The sequence below is a fragment of the Tatumella terrea genome, assembly GCF_039523755.1.
GTDB lineage: Bacteria > Pseudomonadota > Gammaproteobacteria > Enterobacterales > Enterobacteriaceae > Tatumella > Tatumella terrea.
Genome location: NZ_BAAAFX010000013.1, coordinates 358,960 through 384,408, shown reverse-complemented (window position 1 = coordinate 384,408; position 25,449 = coordinate 358,960). Strand labels below are relative to the sequence as shown.

Annotated in this window: 21 protein-coding genes and 5 tRNA genes; all 26 read right to left on the bottom strand. The window is 53.1% G+C overall.

The genetic code is table 11. The features are described 5' to 3' along the window. Window positions 1–28 precede the first annotated feature (28 nt). Window positions 29–1,591 (bottom strand): glutamate--cysteine ligase, encoded by a 1,563-nt coding sequence (gshA, locus tag ABD035_RS09880; protein WP_343869753.1) that lies wholly within the window; start codon window positions 1,589–1,591, stop codon window positions 29–31. 209 nt (window positions 1,592–1,800) lie between these two features. After that, the gene (yqaB, locus tag ABD035_RS09875; protein ID WP_212715248.1) at window positions 1,801–2,367 is read right to left on the bottom strand and encodes a fructose-1-phosphate/6-phosphogluconate phosphatase; all 567 of its coding nucleotides are present in this window, start codon (window positions 2,365–2,367) and stop codon (window positions 1,801–1,803) included. Window positions 2,368–2,905: 538 nt separating this feature from the next. Next, window positions 2,906–2,982, bottom strand: a tRNA-Arg gene (locus ABD035_RS09870). Window positions 2,983–3,024: 42 nt separating this feature from the next. Continuing rightward, window positions 3,025–3,101: transfer RNA gene (locus ABD035_RS09865), tRNA-Arg, on the bottom strand. A gap of 51 nt (window positions 3,102–3,152) precedes the next feature. Then, window positions 3,153–3,229, bottom strand: a tRNA-Arg gene (locus tag ABD035_RS09860). 70 nt (window positions 3,230–3,299) lie between these two features. Then, window positions 3,300–3,376 (bottom strand) — tRNA-Arg (locus ABD035_RS09855). A gap of 8 nt (window positions 3,377–3,384) precedes the next feature. Further along, window positions 3,385–3,477, bottom strand: a tRNA-Ser gene (locus ABD035_RS09850). A 264-nt stretch (window positions 3,478–3,741) separates the two neighbouring features. Next, window positions 3,742–3,927: a carbon storage regulator CsrA gene (csrA, locus tag ABD035_RS09845; RefSeq protein WP_025902553.1), complete on the bottom strand. Its 186-nt coding sequence runs from the start codon at window positions 3,925–3,927 to the stop codon at window positions 3,742–3,744. A gap of 251 nt (window positions 3,928–4,178) precedes the next feature. Next, window positions 4,179–6,806 (bottom strand): alanine--tRNA ligase, encoded by a 2,628-nt coding sequence (alaS, locus tag ABD035_RS09840; protein WP_343869746.1) that lies wholly within the window; start codon window positions 6,804–6,806, stop codon window positions 4,179–4,181. Window positions 6,807–6,942: 136 nt separating this feature from the next. After that, window positions 6,943–7,458, bottom strand: a complete 516-nt coding sequence (locus tag ABD035_RS09835; protein WP_212714343.1) for a regulatory protein RecX — start codon at window positions 7,456–7,458, stop codon at window positions 6,943–6,945. A 132-nt stretch (window positions 7,459–7,590) separates the two neighbouring features. Beyond that, window positions 7,591–8,661 (bottom strand): recombinase RecA, encoded by a 1,071-nt coding sequence (gene recA, locus ABD035_RS09830; protein WP_343869744.1) that lies wholly within the window; start codon window positions 8,659–8,661, stop codon window positions 7,591–7,593. A 96-nt stretch (window positions 8,662–8,757) separates the two neighbouring features. Further along, window positions 8,758–9,249 (bottom strand): nicotinamide-nucleotide amidase, encoded by a 492-nt coding sequence (gene pncC, locus ABD035_RS09825; protein ID WP_343869742.1) that lies wholly within the window; start codon window positions 9,247–9,249, stop codon window positions 8,758–8,760. A gap of 203 nt (window positions 9,250–9,452) precedes the next feature. Continuing rightward, window positions 9,453–9,791, bottom strand: a complete 339-nt coding sequence (locus ABD035_RS09820) for a zinc ribbon domain-containing protein YjdM (protein ID WP_343869740.1) — start codon at window positions 9,789–9,791, stop codon at window positions 9,453–9,455. A gap of 90 nt (window positions 9,792–9,881) precedes the next feature. Next, complete coding sequence (mltB, locus tag ABD035_RS09815) at window positions 9,882–10,952, bottom strand: lytic murein transglycosylase B (protein ID WP_343869738.1); 1,071 nt, start codon at window positions 10,950–10,952, stop codon at window positions 9,882–9,884. A gap of 162 nt (window positions 10,953–11,114) precedes the next feature. Then, on the bottom strand, window positions 11,115–11,702 hold the full coding sequence (locus tag ABD035_RS09810) for a helix-turn-helix transcriptional regulator (protein ID WP_212714348.1): 588 nt from the start codon (window positions 11,700–11,702) through the stop codon (window positions 11,115–11,117). A 315-nt stretch (window positions 11,703–12,017) separates the two neighbouring features. Continuing rightward, window positions 12,018–12,494, bottom strand: a complete 477-nt coding sequence (locus ABD035_RS09805) for a type VI secretion system baseplate subunit TssE (protein WP_343869735.1) — start codon at window positions 12,492–12,494, stop codon at window positions 12,018–12,020. 49 nt (window positions 12,495–12,543) lie between these two features. Beyond that, complete coding sequence (locus tag ABD035_RS09800) at window positions 12,544–13,002, bottom strand: hypothetical protein (protein ID WP_343869733.1); 459 nt, start codon at window positions 13,000–13,002, stop codon at window positions 12,544–12,546. A 24-nt stretch (window positions 13,003–13,026) separates the two neighbouring features. Continuing rightward, window positions 13,027–13,290: a PAAR domain-containing protein gene (locus ABD035_RS09795; RefSeq protein WP_212714351.1), complete on the bottom strand. Its 264-nt coding sequence runs from the start codon at window positions 13,288–13,290 to the stop codon at window positions 13,027–13,029. A 69-nt stretch (window positions 13,291–13,359) separates the two neighbouring features. Next, a complete protein-coding gene (locus tag ABD035_RS09790; RefSeq protein ID WP_343869730.1) occupies window positions 13,360–15,507 on the bottom strand; it encodes a type VI secretion system Vgr family protein in 2,148 nt (715 codons plus the stop codon). An 81-nt stretch (window positions 15,508–15,588) separates the two neighbouring features. Continuing rightward, a complete protein-coding gene (gene tssM / locus ABD035_RS09785; RefSeq protein WP_343869728.1) occupies window positions 15,589–19,356 on the bottom strand; it encodes a type VI secretion system membrane subunit TssM in 3,768 nt (1,255 codons plus the stop codon). A gap of 11 nt (window positions 19,357–19,367) precedes the next feature. Further along, window positions 19,368–20,726 (bottom strand): type VI secretion system protein TssL, long form, encoded by a 1,359-nt coding sequence (gene tssL, locus ABD035_RS09780; RefSeq protein WP_343869726.1) that lies wholly within the window; start codon window positions 20,724–20,726, stop codon window positions 19,368–19,370. After that, the gene (gene tssK, locus ABD035_RS09775; protein WP_343869724.1) at window positions 20,723–22,072 is read right to left on the bottom strand and encodes a type VI secretion system baseplate subunit TssK; all 1,350 of its coding nucleotides are present in this window, start codon (window positions 22,070–22,072) and stop codon (window positions 20,723–20,725) included. Before tssK ends, tssL begins: the two co-directional genes overlap by 4 nt. Window positions 22,073–22,075: 3 nt before the next feature. Then, window positions 22,076–22,636, bottom strand: coding sequence for a type VI secretion system lipoprotein TssJ (gene tssJ, locus ABD035_RS09770; protein ID WP_343869722.1), 561 nt, complete (start codon window positions 22,634–22,636; stop codon window positions 22,076–22,078). A gap of 80 nt (window positions 22,637–22,716) precedes the next feature. Next, on the bottom strand, window positions 22,717–23,202 hold the full coding sequence (locus ABD035_RS09765; protein ID WP_212714356.1) for an Hcp family type VI secretion system effector: 486 nt from the start codon (window positions 23,200–23,202) through the stop codon (window positions 22,717–22,719). 140 nt (window positions 23,203–23,342) lie between these two features. Further along, window positions 23,343–24,839 carry a type VI secretion system contractile sheath large subunit gene (gene tssC / locus ABD035_RS09760; RefSeq protein WP_212714357.1) on the bottom strand — a complete coding sequence of 499 codons (1,497 nt, stop codon included), beginning with the start codon at window positions 24,837–24,839 and terminating at the stop codon, window positions 23,343–23,345. A gap of 27 nt (window positions 24,840–24,866) precedes the next feature. Beyond that, complete coding sequence (gene tssB / locus ABD035_RS09755) at window positions 24,867–25,403, bottom strand: type VI secretion system contractile sheath small subunit (RefSeq protein ID WP_343869719.1); 537 nt, start codon at window positions 25,401–25,403, stop codon at window positions 24,867–24,869. Window positions 25,404–25,449 lie beyond the last annotated feature (46 nt).

Genomic DNA, 25,449 nt, shown 5'->3' with positions numbered 1-25,449 from the left:
GGCCACAGTGATGTGGCCTTTTCTTTTTTCAGCCTTCCCTGCCCGCCAGATAGTCTTCGAAACTCAGTGTATCACCCGCTTCAATGCTCTTCTGTGCGAGAACCGATGCTTCCGCCTGGCGACGGAACTGCTCATCAGTGAGTACCTCCAGGGGCTCAGACACTAACATCTGATGATAGTGCTCTGCCAGCGTAATACCTGCGCCAGCCAGACCCTGTTGCTGCATATCCTTCAGGATACGCGCAGAGTAAGTCTGTTCCGGGTCTTCCACCGAACGTAACAGGTTCCGGCAGACCTGCTGATAATGGTCGCCTTGCCCGGTCGAATCCAGAACCTTCGCGATACGCTCAAGTCCGTCAAACAGATCCCGCGCTGCTTCCTTAAGCGGATAGACAAATTCTCCGCAACCTGAACGCAGGGTAAGCCCGGGCTTACGTCCTTCCATCACCACCCGGTTCCAGTTACCCCGGGTGCATTGCAGTTCGTCTGCACTCATATCCGGAGCATCCGCCAGCGCACACCAGATCAGGAACATATCTAAAAAACGCACCTGTTCATCATTAATGCCGATCGGTGTAAACGGATTCACATCCAGAGAACGGACTTCAATATACTCTATCCCCCCCCGCTTCAGAGCCTCTGACGGTGCTTCTCCGGAACGAATCACCCGTTTCGGGCGAATGGGCGCATAAAGTTCATTCTCTATCTGCAGCACATTCGTATTCAACTGAATACGACGGCCCTCACTGTCCTTAACACCTAGTTTAGCATACTGCCCGGACGGGGTTTTTATCGCCTTCTTCAGCGCTGCAACATACTCTTCGAGTGAGTTGAAGGTAATGCCCAGAGCACTCTGTGATTTATTCGTATACCCCAGGTCACTGAGACGCAGAGACGTTGCATACGGCAGCCATAACGTACCTTTGCCATTGTCTTCCAGCGGCAGGTCGCCCCCGCCCTGAGGCAGAAAACTTTCACAGATCGCCGGGGATGCCCCAAACAGATAAGGAATGATCCAGCCAAAACGATAATAATTACGGATAAGTTGCAGATAGCCGTCAGAGACCTCGTCTTTACCCGGAGCGGCATTCTGCTGGCCGGATTTTGCTTTCCAGAAAGCTTCCGGCAGAGAGAAATTATAATGCAGCCCTGAAATCACCTGCATCAGTGATCCATAACGATGTTTAAGCCCCTCACGATAGACCGTTTTCATCCGTCCGATATTTGAGGTGCCATACTGTGCCAGAGTGATATTTTCAGGATCCGGAATGATGCAGGGCATACTGAATGGCCACAGACGCTCTTCCCCCAGCTCACGGCTGACATGACGATGGATATCCCGCAAAAAAGCCAGCAAATGCGAAACATCACGATCCACAGGGGTGACAAATTCCAGCAACGATTCGGCAAAATCGGTGATGATCCACTCATGAGTCAGTGCTGAACCCAACGTGCCAGGATGCCCCTGTTGTGATAGATGCCCGTCAGGCTGAACCCTCAGGGTTTCACGTTCAATACCACGACCAATGCCGGTTAAGGCTTCAGGGTGCTTTTCCAGCCAGCTTAATGCTTCAGATACGTCAGGTATCACTGTCACCTCCCACGGTGATAATAATGTCTTATAGTTCTGTTCACAGTCGCAGTGTAGCAACGAACCAGGATAAACGAAAAATCCAAACAGCTGTCACTGCGGCCCGCTCCGGGCCACAGATGATCATTCTTGCAGATTATCAGCAATTCACGCCGGACAGACCCGCGTTTACACCGAAAGCGGCACGACGGTCTGCATGACGTTGTCTGTCAGAGCGTACGCACATCAACCGCATCCATGCCCGCCGCTTTTGCCGCACGCAGACCAAAATCAGCATCTTCAAATACCACACATTTCTCAGGTGTCACTCCCATAAGCCTGGCACATTCCAGGAAAGTCTGCGGGTCAGGTTTATGGTGCTGAACATCATCTGCACCGACCAGCACCTCAAAAAGATGCCGGACACCGTGGTGAGTCAGCAGACGGTCGGCCATGGCATGGCTGCTTCCGGTACCCACGGCCAGCGGCAGACGTCCGTGATAATGTCTGGCAACGCCGATCAAGGGCAACAACGCGGAATTTGTCAGTAATATTTTATCCAGATACCGCTCTTTTTCTGCGGCTAACTGAGAAGAATCGAGTGTTACGTCATTCGCAACGATGATCTGATGGGCAATTTTCCAGGACGGGGCACCGTTGAGTGCGATCATTTGTTCAAAAGAGAACGTCAGACGGTGCTTTTCTAACACCTGCGTCCATGCCTGTCGGTGTGCCGGCTCACTGTTTACCAGCGTGCCATCCATATCAAAAATAAGCCCGTCATAATGATCGTACATAGTGACTCCAGACTAAACCGGTAAGTCGTTACTTTATATTAATGCAGGTGGATTGTCGCCGTCCTGAGTAAACCGTAAATGCTAATGCAAAAATCCAGCTAACGAACTGATGCTTAATAGGAATCCCCCTGCCATTCGTCATGCAGTTGTCCGGCGAAATACTCTTAATGTCAGTCAGAAGCCGGAGATATTGGTCAGTAAGGGTCCCAGCTTAACGGGCAGGCTTTGGGCAAAGCGTAAGGATCCTGCCTGACTCACAGAGAGAAGGACTGACAGACAACGGCGGGGAAAATAGTGCCCGGGAATAAAAGGGGATAGATGTACGTCGGGAAAGACGTGAAACTGCCGATCACAAGCCGTAAGCAGTAAGCAGTAAGCAGTAAGCAGTAAGCAGTAAGCAGTAAGCAGTAAGCAGTAAGCAGTAAGCAGTAAGCAGTAAGCAGTAAGCAGTAAGCAGTAAGCAGTAAGCAGTAAGCAGTAAGCAGTAAGCAGTAAGCGTACAGAGGTAACGATAAACGTCAATCAGGGGATTCAGAAATGGTGCATCCGGGAGGATTCGAACCTCCGACCGCCCGGTTCGTAGCCGGGTACTCTATCCAGCTGAGCTACGGATGCATTGGAAAAGCTGTGTGACTGTTACAACGGGTAATACGCGAATGGTGCATCCGGGAGGATTCGAACCTCCGACCGCTCGGTTCGTAGCCGAGTACTCTATCCAGCTGAGCTACGGATGCATCGGAAAAACTTTATTGATGGACTGTACAACCTGGGAAACTACACGAGAATGGTGCATCCGGGAGGATTCGAACCTCCGACCGCTCGGTTCGTAGCCGAGTACTCTATCCAGCTGAGCTACGGATGCATTTTAGAATTCTTGTATAATGCAGAGTGCTGATATCACATCTTCGTAAATTAACGTGCCAGGTTACGCATGGTGCATCCGGGAGGATTCGAACCTCCGACCGCTCGGTTCGTAGCCGAGTACTCTATCCAGCTGAGCTACGGATGCAGCGTAAATGGCGGTGAGGGAGGGATTCGAACCCTCGATGCAGCTTTTGACCGCATACTCCCTTAGCAGGGGAGCGCCTTCAGCCTCTCGGCCACCTCACCATCGTTACTTTACTTCCCGCCCGACTCAGTGCTTTACATCGCTCTTCGTCGCTGCGTTGGCGCACATATTACTTTCCCCGACTTATAAGTCAAACAATTTTTCCGGAAGATTGTTTGTTTGAGCGCTTCTTCATCAATCAGGGCATTTAAAAAGCAAAAAGAGTGAATATTCAACAGCACAGCATGGGGTAAGAAAGAGAGGACGACAAAAATCCGGGGCTTAAAAAGAGGCGCGCCTCGTTAAAAAACGAGGCGCTGAATATGTTAGTAGTCAGGCTGCTGGGTTTTCTCTGCCTGAATGCGTTGGTAGATCTCTTCCCGGTGGACAGAAACCTCTTTGGGAGCATTAACGCCTATACGTACCTGATTCCCTTTCACACCTAATACCGTGACCGTCACCTCATCGCCAATCATGAGGGTTTCACCAACTCGACGAGTTAGAATAAGCATTCTTTGCTCCTTGAAAGATTAAAAGAGTCGGGCCTGTTCATGCTCCCGGCAAATCCATCGTATAACGCAACACATATATTGACTATGACTGATACAGAAAATTCAATCAGTTTGCCAATACATTTCGCTAATAGTTAGTTTAGCCGAAATACACCATTACACCCTGACTTTATCATTACTGGCTGTTCCTCGTGTAAAAAGCGCCCGGAGAAACCTCCTGAGCGCCTTTACCGATAGCTCGTTTTATTTCATTACAACTTTGCACTGACCAGCGCTTCAACGCCTGCCAGAGCAGCCGGTAATGCCGCAGGGTCCGTTCCGCCGGCCTGAGCCATATCCGGACGACCACCACCTTTACCGCCCACCTGACTGGCGATGACGCTGATCAGTTCCCCTGCTTTTACCTTGTCCGTTAAATCTTTCGTTACACCAGCAATTAGAGAAACTTTACCTTCATTCGCAGTGCCAAGCACAATAACAGCAGAACCCAGCTGATTTTTCAAATCGTCAACCATGGTCCGCAGCAGCTTCGGCTCCGTGTTACTGAGCTCGCTGACCAGCACACGGACACCTTTAATATCAATGGCCCTGGCAGCCAGAGAACTGCTCTCCTGTGCTGCCTGTTGGTCCTGCAACTGCTGCACTTCTTTCTCCAGTGAACGCACCTGCTCCACCAGAGAACGAACTTTTTCATTCAGGTTACTGTTATTCGCTTTCACCTGATGTGCAATTTCATGCAACTGAGCATCCTGAGTGAAAACACTCTCCAGTGCCGTCTGGCCGGTCACGGCTTCAATACGACGTACACCGGCTGCCGTGCCTGCCTCTGAGGTGATGCGGAACAGACCAATGTCTCCGGTCCGGCTGGCGTGGGTTCCCCCGCACAGCTCGACAGAGAAGTCCCCCATCGTCAGGACACGGACTTTCTGATCATATTTTTCACCAAACAACGCCATTGCACCATTTGCCTTCGCCTCGTCCAGATCCATGATACGGGTCTCGACAGGCAGATTGCGGCGAATTTGCGTGTTCACAATCTCGTTAACACGACGCAATTGCTCCGGTTTAACGGCTTCGGTGTGAGAAAAATCGAAACGCAGGTATTTATCGTTCACCAGCGACCCTTTCTGAGCCACGTGGTCACCCAACACTTCACGCAATGCTGCATGCAGTAAGTGGGTGGCAGAGTGATTCAGACGAATCCGGGCACGGCGCTGTTCGTCAACATGGGCAGTGACGCGGTCTCCGACTTTCATCGTCCCGGCGGTCAGCGTCCCGAGGTGGCCGTTTGACTGACCAAACTTCCGGGTATCAGAAACCGTAAAGGTCGTCCCGTTAGCCGTCAGAGTGCCGGTATCACCCACCTGTCCGCCCGACTCACCATAGAATGGCGTCTGGTCCAGGATAATCACCGCTTCCTGTCCGGCCGTCAGCACATCGGTGGCTTGTCCTTCCACAAAAATACCCGTGATTTCGGACTGCGCCTGCAGGGCATCATACCCTGTAAAAGCTGAGTCTTTTTCGACACGGATAAGATTGTTGTAGTCTGCGCTGAATCCACTGGCGCTGCGCGCACGCTGACGCTGCGCTTCCATCGCCTCTTCGAACCCGGCCTCATCAATTTTCAGATTACGCTCACGGCAGACATCGGCGGTTAAATCCGCCGGGAAACCGAAGGTATCATACAGACGGAAGACCGTTTCACCGTCCAGCGTGTCTCCGGTCAGGGCTGACAGTTCTTCGTCCAGCAGAGCCAGACCACGTTCCAGCGTTTTTGCAAACTGCTCTTCTTCAGTTTTCAGCACCGCTTCCACATGATCTTTTTGTTTGCGAAGCTCTTCACCGGCAATGTCCATAACATCAATTAACGGCTGCACCAGTTTGTAGAAGAAGCTCTCTTTAGCACCCAGCATATTTCCGTGACGTACCGCACGACGAATAATACGACGCAGGACATAACCGCGGTTTTCATTGGATGGGATCACACCATCGGCGATCAGGAAGGCACAGGAACGGATATGGTCAGCAATGACCCGCAGCGATTTATTATTCAGATCGGTCGTGCCGGTCACCTCGGCTACCGCGCGGATCAGGTTACGGAACAGGTCGATTTCATAGTTAGAATTGACGTGTTGTAACACCGCAGTGATACGTTCCAGACCCATTCCGGTATCTACAGAAGGTTTTGGTAACGGCAGCATGGTTCCGTCAGGCTGACGGTTAAATTGCATAAAGACGATATTCCAGATCTCTATGTAGCGATCACCATCTTCTTCAGGGCTGCCCGGAGGACCTCCCCAGATGTGATCTCCGTGGTCATAGAAAATCTCACTGCATGGGCCGCACGGACCGGTATCACCCATCTGCCAGAAGTTATCAGAAGCGTAGGCGCTGCCTTTATTATCACCAATGCGGATAATACGTTCCGGCGGAATGCCGATATCATTTGCCCAGATATTGTAGGCTTCGTCATCGGTCTCATAGACCGTGACCCATAACCGTTCTTTAGGCAGGCTGAACCACTCATCCCCGGTCAGTAATTCCCAGGCGTAAGCGATTGCATCAGATTTGAAGTAGTCACCGAAGCTGAAGTTACCCAGCATTTCAAAGAAGGTATGGTGACGTGCGGTGTAGCCGACATTTTCCAGGTCGTTATGTTTACCGCCCGCCCGCACACAACGCTGTGAAGTGGTTGCCCGATGATAACTGCGTTTATCCTGACCCAGGAAAACGTCTTTAAACTGGTTCATCCCGGCGTTAGTGAACAGTAACGTCGGGTCGTTATTCGGTACGAGGGAGCTGCTGGCTACAACCTGATGTCCCTTGCCATGAAAGAAATCGAGAAACGCTTGACGGATCTCAGCAGTACTCTTGCTCATAATTATCCTGGTATCACGCTAACGGATGTTCCGCTCAGTCCGGGCGATTGCTGAAATAACATCTGCCCGTGACAAAGGAACAAAAAGTGGGAATAAGATAAGTTTTCTTCACTGGGAAGTAAAATCCCATTATGGCTCAGTGACCAAAATTTGCTAAAACAGCACGAATATCTGCCATCAGAAAGCCTCTGGAGTGCAAAAAACGTTGGGCTTTTGCTTTTTCTTTCAGATCGGCCGGGCCCTGCTCGCCATATTTTTTGTGCGCGACTTCGCTGGCGCAGGCCAGCCAGTCTACCTCAGCCTCATCCATGGCCTGTTCAATGGCATGTCTGTCCACCCCTTTCTGCGTTAAATCCTGTCGGATACGCTGCGGGCCATAGCCACTCCGGCTTCGGCTGACGATAAAACGCCCGATAAAGCGATCATCATTCAGCCAGTCGTTCTCAAGGCAGTAGGCAATGACCTGTTCCAGAGCTTCCTCATCCAGAGGTTCAGCACTGCCACTGCCCTGCCGCAACTCGCTTCGGCGCAGTGACAGACGGATTTTCTCCCGCAACTCCTGCTCAGGATGGTCTCGCTGAGCAAGCAGCCTCATCGCACGGTCAAGCAATGCGGTAAATGAAGGACGTCGTTCGTTTTCTGTAAAAAGCATGGTGTTCCTTTCCCCGACAGGTAAAACGGTGAATACCGCCCTACTCTATCAGTGGCGGTAAACAAATAACAAAAAACGGGAGTAGCCCTGAGGCTATCTCCCGTTTTGTTGACATCCGTCAGGCGGTTTACATCAGAATTCCTGATGCTCATCGCTGACAGCATCGAGGTGATTTTCACCCTTCTCTGCTTCAGCGGTTTCCTGAGCCGGATTGTTCAGTAGCATGTCACGCAGTTTCTTTTCGATTTCTGTAGCAGCCTGCGGGTTATCACGCAGATAGTTGCTGGCATTCGCTTTACCCTGGCCAATTTTGTCGCCATTGTAGCTATACCATGCACCGGCTTTTTCAATCAGCTTGTGCTTCACGCCCAGGTCAACCAGTTCACCGTAGAAGTTGATCCCTTCACCGTACATGATCTGGAATTCTGCCTGTTTGAACGGCGCCGCAATTTTGTTCTTAACGACTTTTACCCGCGTCTCACTGCCGACGACATTATCGCCTTCTTTAATGGCACCGATACGACGAATATCCAGACGTACAGACGCATAAAACTTCAGGGCGTTGCCCCCGGTGGTCGTTTCCGGGTTACCGAACATGACACCAATTTTCATACGGATCTGGTTGATGAAAATCAGTAACGTATTGGACTGTTTCAGGTTACCGGCCAGCTTACGCATCGCCTGGCTCATCATACGGGCAGCCAGACCCATGTGTGAGTCACCGATTTCACCTTCGATTTCGGCTTTTGGTGTCAGTGCTGCGACAGAATCGACGATGATAACGTCTACCGCACCGGAACGTGCCAGCGCATCACAGATTTCCAGCGCCTGTTCACCGGTATCCGGCTGTGAACACAGCAGGTTGTCGATATCCACACCCAGCTTCTTGGCATAGACCGGGTCCAGTGCGTGCTCTGCATCGATAAAGGCACAGGTCTTGCCTTTACGCTGAGCGGCGGCAATGACCTGAAGGGTCAGTGTCGTTTTACCTGACGATTCCGGGCCATAAATCTCGACAATACGTCCCATCGGCAGGCCACCGGCACCTAACGCAATATCAAGAGACAGAGAACCGGTCGAAATAGTCTCAACATCCATAGTGCGGTCTTCACCCAGACGCATAATGGAGCCTTTACCGAATTGCTTTTCAATCTGCCCCAGCGCTGCGGCTAAAGCCTTCTGTTTGTTTTCGTCGATCGCCATTTCCACTCCTGATTATGCCGGATTAGCCAGGCAAATTTAATGATATCTCTGTCTCTGTGACCACCAATTATACTGTATAGTCATACAGTATCAAGTTTATTTTTCCGCAAATCCTTCACACAATGTCTGCAGCGCAAAAATAACTGCCTGCTTGCGAACTTCGTCACGGTCTCCCCGGAACAGACGATGAACGGCCACCGTTTCACCGGACGCAGAAGCGAAACCAAACCAGACCGTTCCTACCGGTTTCTCATCACTCCCCCCTCCGGGACCGGCAATGCCGCTGACGGCAATAGCATAATCTGCACCCGCCTGTTGTAATGCTCCGTTCGCCATTTCACGCACCGTTTGCTCACTGACCGCACCGTAGGTTTCAAGCGTGACCGGACTCACGCCCAGCATCGTGGTTTTCGCCTCGTTGCTGTACGTGACAAACCCCTGCTCGAACCAGGCCGAACTGCCGCTGATATCGGTAATGACTTTGGCTATCCAGCCCCCGGTACAGGATTCTGCGGCCGTTAACGTCGCCCCGCGGGATAATAAAAACTGACCGGCTTTAATACTTAACTGCTGTAAATCCCTATCCATCGTTTCTCCTTTCATTCTCCGGCATGACAAATTTCTGCCACTACTCAGAAGATACTATGGGTTAATCGCTGGTTTTCAAGTTATCTCCGCCGGCTTGCGGGGGATTTGGGAATATGGCTGAGGGAAAACAGTCAGAAAGGCGTGAAAATTAGCAGTAATGTGCCCGGTCTCACAGGAGTCCCGGGCGCAGAGCGGAAATCATATTAGTTCTTTTTTACGAACTCAGATTTCAGTTTCATCGGACCAAAGCCCTCGATACGGCAATCGATATTGTGGTCACCCTCGACCAGACGAATGCTTTTCACGCGGGTGCCGATCTTTAAGACCGATGAACTGCCTTTCACTTTCAGATCTTTGATCACCGTAACGGAGTCGCCATCCACCAGCAGGTTCCCGTTAGCATCGCGAACCTGAAGCTCAGTCTCCGCAGGCTGGCTTTCGTTCACCGGCCATAGGTGACCGCACTCAGGGCAGTTGTAGTTATCATTATCCTGCCAGGTGTACTCAGAATGGCATTGCGGGCAGGGAGGTAATGTTTGCATCGGAGGGTTCCTTCACTTAACGGCAGGCACAAAGGGCGCCCGCAAAGGGCGCCATAGTATATCCACACATTTGATAAGGAAAGGGCTGAATTAAAAAATGGTGCTTTGCCGGGCGTTACGGACCGCTTCTCCCAGCTGCCAGACTGCCATTGCATAGTGGGTGCTGTGGTTATAGCGGGTTATCACATAAAAGTTAGGCAACCCGAACCAGTACTGATAATACTGCCCCATATCCAGGCGAAGCAGACTCACCTCGGTGGAACCGGACAGTGCCATTTGCGGCTGCAGTCCATACGCCGCCAGCTGACTCACCCGATACCGGGTAGAAAAGCCATCATTGAGGCCGGGAGCGGAACCGTTCGCGGTGATTGCCACCGCCTGCCCGGCTTGCCAGCCGTTCTGCTGGAAATAGTGGGCCACACTGCCGATAGCATCAACGGGATCCCACAGGTTAATATGTCCGTCGCCGTTAAAGTCGACCGCATATTTCTGATAGGCCGACGGCATAAACTGCCCATAGCCCATCGCCCCGGCGAACGACCCCTTCAGCCCGAGCGGACTTTCATTTTCGTTCCGTGCCATCAACAGAAAGGTCTCAAGTTCACTGCTGAAATAGGCTGAACGCCGCGGATAATCAAAGGCCAGGGTTGCCAGCGCATCCAGGATACGGGTTTTCCCCATGACACGGCCCCAGCGGGTCTCTACCCCGATAATGCCCACGATGATTTCCGGCGGTACGCCGTATTTCTGCTGAGCCTGTTGGAGTTCTGTCTGATACTGATCCCAGAAAGCGACCCCGTTCCGGACGTTGCCCGGGGTGATGAAATTCTTCCGGTAGCGTAACCATGCGCCATTAGGACCGACGGCCGGAGCCACATTCGGCGCCTGGCGGTCCATCAGCCGTAACACATAGTCCAGGCGGCGGGCCTGTCCAAGCCAGGATTCCAGCTGACTGCGCTCGAAGCCATGCTTTTTCACCATCATCGTAATGAAGGCTTCGGTCTGAGGTTGTCCGAGAAAATCGCCGGACAGCATGCCCTGCTCTGCGGCAGGAGGCCGTAAAAAACCGCCCTGAGGCGAAGACCCGGCAGCCCCTTGCGGTTTACTGCTGCAAGCGGCGAGTAAGGCAAATAACGGTAACAAAGCAATTTTGTAACGCATCAGGGACCCATTTACCAGAAATCAGAAAGATTCCCATGATAATGCTTTACTACACAGAGCCAAAGTGACTGTGGAAAAAAATTCTGAGAATTGCCGGTAAAAAGCATTAAAACCGAAGGATATTCCGGCCAGATAGTCAGCCCCCGGGGGCTGTCATCACGATCACAAAAATAATGTGTTTCTCCGATCCCCGCCGGAACGGGAGATAAAGAAAGCATAACGATAAAATTCAGCCCGGTTAGCCGCCCCCATTTTCCGGCTGACGTTACGGTAATGGGCACTGATGGTTTTCTCTGAACGGTTCAGTGCCCGTGAAATATCCTGACAGGTCATCCCGCGACCGATCAGGATCATGACCTGATATTCAGTATCAGATAACTGTCTGTAACCCGTCAGTTTTGAAAGACTGTCAGCGAGAGGAAACCTGCGGGCGGAGGTGGCAATACTCAGAATTTTTTTTATTTTTAACGCAAAGTCATCCACCGGACACTTCCGGCTCAGAAACGGCACATGCAGTGTCATCACCGGACATCCCGCGACGGCCTGCTGCCGGCAGGAGGGCAACACCGGTAACTTCATGGTGATCGCTTCGTGACGAAAAATAATACGTGCGTCGCTTCTCAACGAGGACTCTTCCTGAGAAGGAAAACGGATATCGGCAGGATCTCCCGGGTATTGCTGACAGACAATCGCTTTAATCCCAATCACTTCATAGATATTGGGATCTAAAAAAAATATTTCCAATGTCATCCATTACACCTGTTATTTATTTTTATCAGAAGGCAAGCACCGCCTTCCCACAGGCTAATATGCATATTATCGCCGGCGGATACAAACAGGATGATTACACCCGCCTTGTAATTTTCTATTATTTAAGCCGGACGGATCCTGCAGCTTTTAATTAAACTAACCATTACTGGCGAATGCCTTACAAAAAAGAGTTACCACTGCCGGTTACAGGAATATTTAATGAGTCTCCGGCGGGTTATTGATATAAATAATCAGTCCGGACGTAGCGGTCATAATAATCATTTCCACGCCACGGATCACCGGCGGATAAATCGCCTACCGGACAGATAGCCGGTGGGTATCCCGGTCATAATGCCCTTTCAGACAGAGGTCCAGCGGTGAGGGATGCCAGTAGATCATCGCAGAAACCTCAACGGCTATCGTACCCCGTTGTTGCCTGCTCTGGCGGGAGGGGGAGACCCGGACGATTAATGTTTCAGGGATCACCCGCGGCTCAAAACGTAATATGGCCGTGCGGATATCATTTTCGGTCTGAATGCCTTCCTCCGCACCGGAAAAAAAACGCCGGGCTGGCCGTCCGAAATTCAGGGCAGAAGAAAGGACCTGCGGATATTTTTCACCATCAATCTCATTTTCTCTGTTAGTGTGATTTAATAATTCCAGAATTTCAGTAATTACCAGCTGACGCATTTTATCTGCACTTATCCGATAATCTCTGTTTTTATTTACCGTACTGTCGGAGCCCATTAGCCTGTCCGATAATGCCGGCGGGTAACGCCATCCTGATTTCATAGTATCTCCGTCCGTAAAACTCACGGGAAAAGGCAGCGCAAGACTTTCGCTATTCTATGACGGGTAAATCCTTCAGCAAAAAATCGGGAGCCAGTGCCGACAACAGATCCGGCTCATCTTCCCCGAACAGCGGCCGGATAACCCATTCTTCCTGAGGAGCATCGTCCAGTAACCGGTCAATCAGACGTTCGTCACCCAGCAGATATTCTGTCAGCGTTTTCTGAGCCCCGGGCGGGTCCTGCGCTGTAAACTCCGGCGGCAGGATTTTCGGCGGCGATCCGGCGGTCCTGCTCTGCGATCCCCCCTGTGGGTCATACAGATAACAGACATATTCATTCCCCAGAATTTTCAGAATATCCCGCGGGTCCCGCTGCAGTTGGCTGTAACCGCTATGCCGGTCTGTTGCGTAGGCTCCGCCGCTGAACCGGTCATCCACCGCGAGGAGTTCACTGCTCTTCAGGGATGACGGCTCGCCGGAAGTCTCAATCGGGGGCAGTATTACGGGCATAGTGCCTGTTCCTGGTGCTGACGGTTACCCCATAAAAACATTTCCGGCTCCCGTACAGATAACCGCACCACAGCCGGTCATATCGCTGACTCTGGCTGCCGCAACGCCTTCGATAAACACGGTACCGGACCCGGTGACCACGGGCGCCGTCCCGTGGGAAAGGCTGCAACCGGCCTGGCTGATCACCGCCACGGCGGCAGGAAGGCCGTTAATAAAAACCGTCGAAGCCCCGTTAATAATGACTCCGCCATGGGTGGTGGCATCGCCTGCCCGAGCTGCATTAAACATTCTGTAACTCCTTCGCGTTGAGTGTGCCGGGGGTGACTGCAACCCGCGTTACCGGCGTCCACGGTGACGTTATCCCAATGGCGGGCTCCAGGGCGGTGTTTCCGTTTCTGTCGGGACCGGCGATTCCGTCGGGCTTTCTGTGGGTGACGGCAGGGTTGGCAAACTGCCTAAGCCGGCCCCGGCGATAATTCCCGGAATACCGGGCTTGCCGATGATCGCGCCCCCACCGCCACCGCCACCACCGCCGCAGTTCTGACAATCGCCAGGGTTTATCAGTACCTGTCCTCCCTGTAATACCAGTTGCTGAGAACCGATAATCCGTACCAGCGGTGCGCTGATCACCAGCTCATTGGCGGAGTTAATACAGAAAATGCCCCCAGCGGTCATCGTCGCCGCCCCCCCGGCGGCCAGCTGATGCGCTCCGCCGACCACGACGGAGTGATATCCGCCCACCGCCGTCATAAATGCGCCTCCGACATTAATTCCTTTGGCGCCTCCCACATTATCGCTCTGCCCTCCGCCGACAGAGATACCTAGTGCGCCCCCGACCAGCATACTGCTTTCACCGGCCACCGACAGCGCATCATTCGCCCCGACCGTGACGGCCCGGGAGCGACCAATCACCTGTTCTTCATCGCGCTTGGTCAGCCGGTTCATATCTCTTTCGGCCTGCTCCCAGTAATTTTCCAGTCCCGGTTTATCTTCAAAGCGGAGTCCGTTGAAATTTGTACGGCCACCGCCGGGCGTGCGGCTGATCCAGCCACTCTGGGTGGCATTTTCGGGGAGTTCCCAGGGAGGCATGGTGACATTGTTATACAGACTGCCCATCACCAGCGGTCGATCCGGGTCCCCGTTAATAAAGTCAATGATCACTTCATGCCCCACCCTCGGGATACAGATACCGCCAAAATAATTACCCGCCCAGGGCTGACTGACGCGCATCCAGCAGGAATCCGACTCTCTGTTTTTTCCATAACGATCCCACAGAAAACGCACTTTGATCCGGCCATATTCATCGGTCCAGATCTCTTTTCCGGGCGGACCGACCACAATGGCGGTCTGGGGACCGTAAGTCCTGCGCCGGGGGACGCTGCGCGGATGCCGGTAAATTTTAGTGGCCGGCTGCACCTGAAAATGGCATTGCACCGAAAAATCGGCTGTGCCGGTCCGTTCAGTGATTTCACGGCAATCCAGTTCTGTCCCCAGCACAAGATATTCACAGTTCGCTTTCGCCAGAGGATAGTGGTCCAGTGTGAAAACACAGCCGCAGACGATCGTCGGTACCGGGGCACTGCCCTGACTGCGGGAACCTGCCGCTCCCCGCTCTTCCATCCGGATCCGTGCTAAATGTTCTCCCGTCGCCGTATCACCATAGTTGCCTGGCCAGTCAAATATCTCCTGCTGGTTAAAGCTGGTGTGCCGGGGTTTGCTGTCGAGGGACAGGATATCGGCGCGGGAGCGGGTAAAGTCATAATCATTCGTCACCCAGCGCCCGGAGGTAAGCGTTTGCAGGTGATGGAATTGCGCAATATATTCTTTCCGGTTTTCATGCGTTTGCTGGTCATACCCCACCACGTGAGCGCTGGCGGATAAAAACGGTTTATGTGCCCCGATATTATCGACAATCACGAGCTTATGCTGTTGTCCCTGATGCTCAAAAAACCAGTACAACCCCCACTCTTCCATCAGTCGCTGGATAAAACCGAAATCGGTTTCTCCGTACTGGACCTGATATTCCAGTGGCGGGTAGGTCGCCGCTATGCGTTTTTCCTGCGGAAAATCATAATCGGCGAGGACCTCACCGATGATCTCCGTCACCGTTTTATTCTGGAAAATACGGAAATCTGACGTCAGCTCGGCCAGATAAAGCCAGGGACGCAGGACCATCTGATAAAGGGCACAATTATTCCTGCGCCCGAGAAATCTGACCTGCTGAACAATACCGGTGATCTCGCGATGAGCTGATTCTGTTCCGGTCTCCGTCCGCCAGTCATTCAGGGCGATGCGGACGGTCATCTGTTTACCAATCAGTGACTTGATATCAATCGCTGAGGCCGCCTGCCACGAAATATTGCTGTTGTCCGGCGTGGTTGCGGTCACGGTATAATTGTAGAGTGCCGACAGCGACTCTTCTCCCTGCAGACGGGTGATCACCAGCGCGGGTTCACCAAGCAGGTGAGGCATTGCGGCACTTTCTAGGCTAAGAGTTCGGGTCATAAAACCGCCAGTCAGTTAGTTATCGTTAAAAACGGCGCGGACAGAAAAAACCGTGGATGCTTCGTCCTGCACCTCCGCAGATCACGGACAGGTAAAACGCCTCAGCAGAGTCATCAGTGATTCCCCGTGAAAAACCAGCCCGGCAATCTGCAACGTCGCTGCGGAGCTGCCATCACCGGTACCGAAATCGGCCGCGACCTCCCCCGTCAGCGTGATCCGCAATTGCTGCGCACTGTCCAGCCAGCGAAACAACGCCCAGGGGCCGGTAAAGCGGCGGGTTCGGGTTTCACCGGTTCTGGCTGAAGTCAGGCTCAGGGTCACCGACGGGTCAGATTCTGTGGCAGGCCAGTGGATAGCGGTCTGCCTGACCGGCCCATGGCTATAGGTCAGCCGCTGTGACGCCGTACGTAATTCAAGGCGGCTGATGCCCGGAGACAACCAGGGAACCGAAATCTTCAGGGGAAGCGACAGTTGCGCCGCCCCGTCCGGGAAAAATGCCTGTCTGATCTGCCGTGCATTGCTGAACATTTCCAGGCTCCGGTTCTCACTGTCTGCCGGGGCTGTCCCCGTAAAATGCCAGGCGGGTTCTGTCACCACCGTTTTTCCGGCAAGATGCTGATTAAAATAGGCTCCGGCACTCTCTTCCCCGCTAAAGAAGCGGTTAAAATCTTCCCCGCTGACTTCCCGGGCGGTCTGAATAAAGGGATACCTGCCTGCCAGAATCTTTCGGCAATACGCGACCGGACCCGCCGCAATACCCGCCGCCGTCCGCGCCGTTGCCGTCTGACGATTAACGGTGGCTATCTGCTCCAGCAATGGCTGCACGATATTGCTGACCGGTAACGGCCAGGCTGACGAACGGGTCAGCAGTTCCGCGATAAATTCAGTGACGGCTTGCGCGGAGGCTTTTTCGCTTTCTGCCTGCTGAGCACTCAACAGAATCTGTAACTCTTCCAGCTGTGCCCGGAGCTGACACAACGGGGTCTCCGTCTGACAATTCTCCGCAGCAGGGGTTGCCTCACCGCCTGCCCGGACAAAATAACGCAACGACTTAAACCGGTTATCCACCTGCCGGCGGAGCACAGACTGGCGATCGTCGTTATAAGCCTTCAGCCCTTGCCGGACCCCGGCGATACCGGCAGTTACCGGACTTTTTTCACTGCCGGCTTCCGGAGAGTCCGCCAGTGTGGTTTCTGCCACACTCCTCTGTAACAGGGTAAATAACGGCGAGTCGATGGACGCCAGTTGCCCCAGCCGGTCGGGCGGCTGCCGGTAACCCGGCCGCGAGGCATGCCCTGCCAGCACCGATGGACGCAGACGTATTTCAGCCAGATAGTGCTGCCAGGTGCGGGCATATTCCGACAGATAACGGTCCATCACCGCATGATATAACCGGATGGTCGCCGGGGTTCGCAGTTGCGATGCCGGGTCCGGATGCTCCTGTTCTGTAACCTGCCCCATGACTACCTTGTCCTCACGTGCCAGGGAAGTGACCTGTAGCAGAATTTTTTTTTTGACCTGCTGATAGCCTGCCCGTGTAAAAAGTCCGGGTATGACCGGTACCGGGGCTTCTGCCTGTAGTTCAAACAATGGCTGACTGCTGTCCCCGGCCATCTGCCGGAGATCCAGTGGCGGAGGCTCATCGGCGGACAATCCCTTTTTCAGGCGCAGATAGAGACGCGCCGGTGCGTCTTCGCGGCCCAGAAAATCCCTGGCGCGGCGGATCAACGCCTCATCCGCCGGTTCTCTGAGTAGTGTCTGTGGCAGACGGAAGAGCTGTGTCAGATGCGGGATCACGGAAATATCGGCAGGGGCGGCGGAAAGTGGTGCTGCCTCCGGCCATAAGCCGGAAAGGTCACGGGTCAGGAAAGGGACATCCGCCGGGATAATGCCATAGAGCATCAGATAACGCCGGAGACTGACATAAACGGTATCCGGGGAGCGTTCAGCCAGCGCCAGCGTTAACTGGCGTACAGCATACTGACGAAGAAACGGCAGTAAGGTTTTTTGCAGCATCTCACGGTAAAGTGCCTGCGAAACTTCAGCGACCCGACGACCGGTGAAAAGCCCGTATCGCCAGTTCAGCCCCGGATCCGCCAGATCCAGCCCCGGGGCATCCGGCAGGTGACGGAAGCCTGCCAGTAACGGCGGCAGTTCCGCAGGACGCGCCGACGGCTGCAGATGCATAAAGCGTTCCTGTGCTTCCCGAAGCGCGGCTGTTTTACCGCTGACCGCCTGTAAATAACCGGTATTATTCTGATAGCTACGGTACAGCCCATAAGAGATCACCATCAGTAACAACAGCAATGCACTGTGTTTCAGCCAGTGCCGGATGACAGGGCCGGAAAACGTCAGTGAGGTTTTGGCCGCCAGAGACTGATCCCTGATAATCAGTTCACAAAACAGCTGATGTAAAAAGCAGGGATGTCCGGGGCCCTGCCGGCGGGGGGGCGCTGCCTCTGCCTCTGCGGCCGGCGGGCTCACATAACCGGCCCACTGGCGGATAACGGTTAGCGGGTTAGTAAACTGCCGGGCGTCCCCGGGATAACAGCTGGTGAGATAGATCCCCCGCAGTGCAGAACCGTTGCCGGTATCGTCATAGCGGGACGGGAAAAAGAGCGTTTGCAGAAACTGTCGCAGATTCTGTACCAGTACCGAGAGATCACCCGGGAAGCCGTACATCTTTTTGCGATCAGCGGGATCATACTCTTTTAGCAGACGGACATTAATTTCTGATTCAATCCGCTGAACCAGCGAAACCAGTTGCTGCTCCGCCTGCTGGCTGACCAGCGATTCTCCGGCCCCGGCAGGGAAACTGATCCCCCAGATATCCTGTTGTTCCTGCCGGGAAAGCCCGCGAAAATATTCAGCAAATCCGCACAGATAATCCAGTTGCGTCACCACCAGATAGACCGGAAAAAACTGCTCATGGATCCGGCGTAATTCGCTCAGCCGGTGACGTAATGTTGCGGCAAGCCGCTCCCGGGTATCCTGGTCCGTTGCCGTCAGTTCCTGCGCCGAAACCATCAGTAAAACACCGTTGATGGCGACACCCGGCCGACTGGCTTTTAACGCATTCTGCAGCGTCAGCCATTCAGCCTGGCTGCTCTGTGACTCGCTGACATATTTCCCGTCAGTATCAAGATAGACCGCATCATTGGCCAGCCAGCAACGGCAGAGTTCCGGGTGACCGGCGCTGACCGACAAGGGTTCCATGGTTTCGGTTAACGGGAAATGCTGACCACACAGACTGACGGCCGTCGTTTTACCGGCGCCCTGGCTGCCAAGCAGGAGATACCAGGGGATCATCTCCTGCCGGCGTATCAGCCCTGTCAGTCTGCCCCTGCGGGAAGCGGCCTTCGTTCTCTGCTGCAACTCCCGGTTCACCTGTCGGAACATCGCATCTATCCCGTCAGAGACCTCTGCCGCTTCGGCAATCCTCTGCTCTGCCGCCGGACGGCGAAAATACCCTCGGCGGCGAAGCCAGAGAATAACGCAATAACACAACCAGACCACCAGCATCAGGCCGGTAAGCAGTAGCCGTGTCGTAACCCCGGAGAGAAAAAATCCCTCCCCGAAAGAGAGACAAGGTCCCGCTACCCAAAGCAACACTATCCCGGTGACCAGCACCGTCAGTGATCCATGCCAGCGGGCCAGGGAGGAAATAAACAGGAAAATAATAAACAGGATCGCCAGCAACCGCGGTAACACATCGGCCAGCGGCCGTGCATCACCGAACCCGATCTTTGGCCCCGTGAACCAGATGACTGTCATCAAAACGCCGGCAATCACCAGGCGCAGTAGCAGCAGAATATTATCACGCGATACCAGACGACGGAGAAAAGACATATTATATCTCATTAATAAGTCACGAAAAATTCAACACGACGGTTCACAGCCCTGCCGGCTGCGGTCGCATTACTGGCGACCGGTTGCCCTTCACCCATCCCCTGTACCGACACCCTGTCCGCCGGAATGCCCGACACTGTCAGTACATCGGCAACCGCTCGCGCACGAAGGGAAGAAAGCATCGTGTTATCTTTGATAGTCCCCTGACGAACGGGGAGGGAATCGGTATGCCCGATAACCCGAACCGAGCCGTTCACCTGCCGGATTTGTGTTGCGACTCTGCGGATGACCTCTGTCATCGCCGGAGAGACACGGGCAGAACCGGACTCAAAAGTATGATCACCGCTGAGCACCACATGACTCTGCTGACCATCTTCACTGACCGTGAGTAACCGCTGTTGTATTTCCGGCTGCAATAACTGGCTGAGCCGTAAACGGGGGAAAGGCAATAAATCGGCGGTTTTCACCGGATAAAGCGCATGGATCGCCGCCAGCAGCGGCTGTCTGGCTACGAATAACCGGTAACTGTCATTCAGCCAGCTCACCGCCAGGATAACTCCGGAGATAATCAGCGTGGTACGCAATGGCAGAGACCAGCGCCAACGGTAAGGCGACGGATATTCCGGTAAGATCGCCATGATGGCTGGCAACGCCTGCTGCCGGCGATGACTCTGTAACAGCGTAAGCAGCCGCTGACGTATCCTGATCAGTTGCCGCTCACCGTCCTGCTGAACACTGTAACGACCTTCAAACCCCAGGCCGAGTATGCGCAATAAAATCCCGATAACATCCATATACTCCGCAGGACTCATGGATATCCGGCCAATCAGCAGGAAAAATTTAGTACCGCCATCGTTATCATTTTCAAAGTAATTCAGCAGATTGTTTTGGGACCAACCGGTTTCGGTCCCCCAGTTCGTACTGTGCGCGGCTTCATCCAGCGCCGTGCAGAGGCAATAACGGACGATGGCCATTTTTTTCCAGGGAATATTCACCTCATCGCAGAGCATCGTGAAGTAATTGATTTCACGCATCAGGATCTCCCGCAGGGGAGCGGCATGCCGGAGATCGGTCATCTCCTGCGGCATTTGGCTGATTGCCCGCAACAGGGGTTTTGCGGCTTCCAGTAACGGATCGCTGGCGGCTTTTACTCCCGGGATACGCGAGCGGACATGCTGCGGATCGGCATCAAACACGGCTGCGATTTGTTCGTGCTGCAGCGGCACATGCTGATATTCCGGGTCGCCGGGCGGGATAGCCTCCTCGCTCTCCCAGACATCTCTGTTATCCAGCAAAAAATCGCCCCATCCCTCTTCTGCCTCTGAGGCCGCTGGCTGTGCGGGCACTTCCTGTGCCTTCTCTGGTTTCATGAAGTTCGTATCCCCCAAAGTTCCATCTTCATGGCTGGAAAGTCACCCGCGATATGTAAAGACAGCGACCCGGATTCCGCTATCGCCCGCCAGAAATCGCCTTTTCTCTGCAGTTCAAAATAGACATAGTCTGCCCGGTAAGGGATCTGACGGGGGGGCACGGGTAATGCCTGAATCAGCAACCCCGGCAGGTGTGATCGCACCAGCTCGTGAAGGTGCTGTGGTGCACTGATTTTGACCCGCGAGAAAAACTGATGCTGTAACACATCCGGGGCCAGCCGGGCATGTACCGCAAGCACAATACCTGTAAACGCATTCAGTTCAGCCGGCAACACGGATGCCACCCAGATACCGTGACCTTTGGCATGCAACGGAATTATCTCTCCCGCCCTGACCAGAATCTGATTAAGCAGGTCATGGACCTGATCCACCAGCGGACGTAGCGAGCTATAAAGGCTGGCATGATCATAATCGGGGGCCGGCGAAGGCCGGCGGACTTTCGTTTCCACAAAGGTCGATGCCTCCGCCGCCAGCCGGGCGAGTATCTGATAAACGTCGACCGGCGGGGTTTGCGGTGTATTGCGCAGATGCTCCAGGATCACCTGATATTTATTGAATATCTGCAATAACAGATAATCCATGACACTGGCGTTATCTTCGGGTTTTCCGTCGCTGGCGATCAGTCGTCCGGCAAGTAAGCCGGCGCGTATCTTCACTAACCCGCTGAGATGATTAAGCCATTCGCAGATCAACGCATTCGCCCCGTAACAGCTGACCGGGGGGATGTAGTCGTCCGTATGCAGTAATACACTGCCGTCCGGACGAAGTGCTTTGACTTTTGCACAGGGCAACCCAATCCAGGCTCCGGTCATTCCGCTATCGGGGAGTAATTTCAGCCGCAGCCGCGCCAGCTGAACAGGCTTCCTTCCCTGCCGGATAGCATTACTGTCCGTCAGCTCCGTATCCACGGCAGAAAAACGTGCCAGAGAATCCGGGCTGCCGCTATCGAAGATGGTTTCATCGCTGTTATCCAGCCTGAGTGGCACCGCCAGAAAGATAGTCTTACCGCTGTGCTCCGGCAGGAGCGTCAGAGGCGCTGGGATCCCGGCATGGCCGGGCATATCAAAGGGTGTACCATCGGGAAAAACACCACTGGCACTGCGTAAGACCAGCTTGCCGTAAGTCAGTGCTTCACTGTCTATCTCATAGTGTGAAAATCCCCAGAAATAGAGGCCAGGGGCAGACGCCCGCTGATGGATAAAATACTCCAGATAGCGTTCCTGCTGCTGAAATATCTGGGGGCGTAAAAACAGCCCCTCACTCCAGACCACTTTATTGGTTTTCATGATTTATTCCGTTTCCGTCAGAGTCAGCCCCAGCCGGTGAACTCTGGCATACAGGGTGTTATCCCGGGAGGTAAACAGCTTTTTCCACCAGGGAAGTGCATCACGCTGCGGGAGCGGCTGTACCGATTTCCACTGCGCGTGATCAATGTCACGAAACTCACCGGTGACGCCAATGGCCCGGGTGTCTGCCATGACCGGTAGTGTCAGGCACCGGCTTTCCCCCGGCTGAAATACCGCACTGAATATACGTTTTGCACCGTTGTTTTCCCCGAAGTCCCGCAACTCAGTTATCTCACTGTCGATAATCCCGGGGAGGCTCATACGATAGATTGCAATATTTACCGGTGCCGGTTCACCGTAGCGGTTTGGGTTAACATCTTTATCGACCCGGATATCCAGCAATAACGGGGATCGTTTTTTTTCGGGTAATGAAGAACTGCAGCCCACCGCGAAAAAAATGAAAAACAATGACAACAGCCGAAGGCTGCGATAAATAGCTGCTCTGTTTTTCACCTGACGGAAATTCTTTACTCTGCCATTTAAAATAACCGTTTTTATTTTCATCGCTTCCCTGCCCCCGGCTATCAGCCGCACCCCGGGTGAAATATCCCGGGCCAGGCTGAATATTCAGCCTGGCTGATCAATTAACTGCGCTGATTGGCCTTGATATCGTAACTGGCAGAAATAATGCCGGATTTATTCCCTTCAGCACTCTGCATAACATAGTCCTGTGTGAAGCCGGAGAACGAGAAAGCAACCACTTCACGGGGGCGGACATCTTCATTACTGCATCCGGAAACCCCGACCTGCGTAATAATGACATCCGTGAATTTAATATTCAGATATTCCAGCGGTTCTCCCCCCGCTTTACGGACGACAAACTTAATTTCCTTAATATGTTTTCCTGAAAGGCAATAACTTAATAAATTGGTACTCGCCTTATCCAGATAATGTTCAAACCTGAAATCACTGACCGTCGCCTTCCCGGCGCCGCCGCCGGAACCGGCATGCATATTGGAATGCTGGAGGCTTTCCCAGCTCCAGTTAAGCACTTCAATTTCATTTTTATGAGAAGCATCCAGTGATTCACCTTCGATGCCATCGATTTTAATAAACATATCCTGAGCCATAATAATCCTTATTTATCGCTGTTAGAGATACACGTTACCGGTCAGGTAACGTCATTACGTTTTCAGACGACGTCCTGATTACCGCTGTCGTCTTTGGTACTCTTCCTATGGTCATTTCCCACAGGGGGAATCACATTTATTCAGGCAACATCTTTAACGGACGGTAATTTAGCGACCATCCGTAAAGACACCGTCAGTCCTTCAAGCTGAAAATGAGGCCGTAAAAAAAACTTCGCCTGGTAGTAACCGGGATTTCCTTCAACATCTTCCACCAGCACTTCGGCATCGGCTAAAGGCCGGCGTGCCTTGGTTTCTTCTGATGAATTTGCCGGGTCACCATCCACATAGTTCATGATCCAGTCATTCAGCCACTTTTGCATATCCTCACGCGCTTTAAAGGCCCCGATTTTGTCGCGGACGATACATTTCAGATAATGCGCGAAGCGGGAACAGGCAAACAGATAAGGCAAACGCGCAGAAAGATTAGCGTTCGCTGTCGCATCGGCGTCGTAATATTCCGCAGGTTTCTGCAGGGACTGAGCACCGATAAAGGCGGCATAATCGGTATTTTTACGGTGGATCAGGGGAATAAATCCGTTTTTAGCCAGTTCGGCTTCCCGGCGATCAGAAATAGCGATTTCGGTAGGGCATTTAATATCGACACCGCCATCATCCGTAGGAAAGGTATGACAGGGCAGTTTTTCCACCACTCCGCCACTTTCCACGCCACGGATCATCGTGCACCAGCCGTAATTTTTAAAAGAACGGTTGATATTCACGGCCATCGAATATGCAGCGTTTGCCCAGACATAGCGACTGTGATCTGCGCCTTCGGTATCCTCTTCAAAGCTGAAGGCATCCACCGGATTAGTGCGTATCCCGTAAGGAAGGCGCGCCAGAAAACGGGGCATAGTCAGACCAATATAGCGCGAGTCTTCAGACTGGCGCAGGGCATTCCAGGCGGCATATTCCAGATTACGGGTAAATATCCGGGTCAGATCCCGCGGGTTCGCCAGCTCCTGCCAGCTTTCCATTTGTAACACCGAGGGCGACGCACCGGTAATAAAGGGCACATGGGCGGATGCGGCGATTCTGCCAATAGAGGATAACAGGTCAACATCCGGCGCGGAGTGGTCAAAATAGTAATCTGCGACCAGACACCCGTAAGGTTCTCCCCCTAACTGTCCGTACTCCTCCTCATAAATTTGTTTAAACAGCGGGCTTTGATCCCAGGCGATACCTTTATAGCGTTTGATGTTACGTCTCAATTCCTGCTTCGAAATATCCATAAAACGCAGTTTGAGCTTCTCATCCGTTTCCGTGTGGGTGACCAGATAATGCAGGCCACGCCATGCACTTTCCAGCGCCTGGAATTCAGGATGATGCAGAATTAAATTAATCTGTTCAGTCAGTTTGCGGTCAATCTCTGCAATCAGTGCTGAGATATTCTTATAGGCATCCTCGGCGATAGTGACCGAACTTTGCAGAGCCTGTTCTGCCAGTGTTTTAACGGCATTTTCTACCGCAGCCCGCGTCTGGTCTGACCTCGGACGGAACTCTTTGGATAATAATGCATTAAAATCACTTTGCCGGATGTCCGTTTTCCCCGGCTGCGTTTTCTGCTGTTGGGTATCCATTATTATGACCTCTCATCCCTGATACTTTCATTCATCCCCGGTCACGGCATCTGTGCATACCGAATCCTGCCGGGGAGCCTTCGCTAAGCTATTCAGCAGCGCTTTATCCTGCAGCACCTGCATGACCAGACCTTCTGCGCCCGCCTTGCCATCCATATACGTTTGCAGATTCGCCAGTTGCGTCCGCGCCTCCAGTAGCTGCGATAGCGCATCCACTTTGCGGGCAATGGCATCGGGCGAGAAATCGTCCATGCACCCGAAGGTCATATTGACCATCAGTTGCCCGTCACGGGTCAGCGTATCCGGGACCGCAAAGGCAACGCCTGGCTGCATTGCCTGCATTCGTTCATCAAAATTATCGATGTCAATATCCAGGAATTTACGCTCAGTCACCGGAGGTAAAGGCTCTTTCGTTTTACCGGATAAATCCGCCATTATCCCCATGACAAACGGCAACTCTATTTTTTTTTCATTCCCATAGATTTCAACGTCGTATTCAATCTGTACCCGCGGGGCCCGGTTCCTTGCAATAAACTTCTGAGAATTATCCTTAGGCATAAGCATACTCACCTTCAGTTGGACGAGAATAGACAGGAGAGCAATGCCGGCT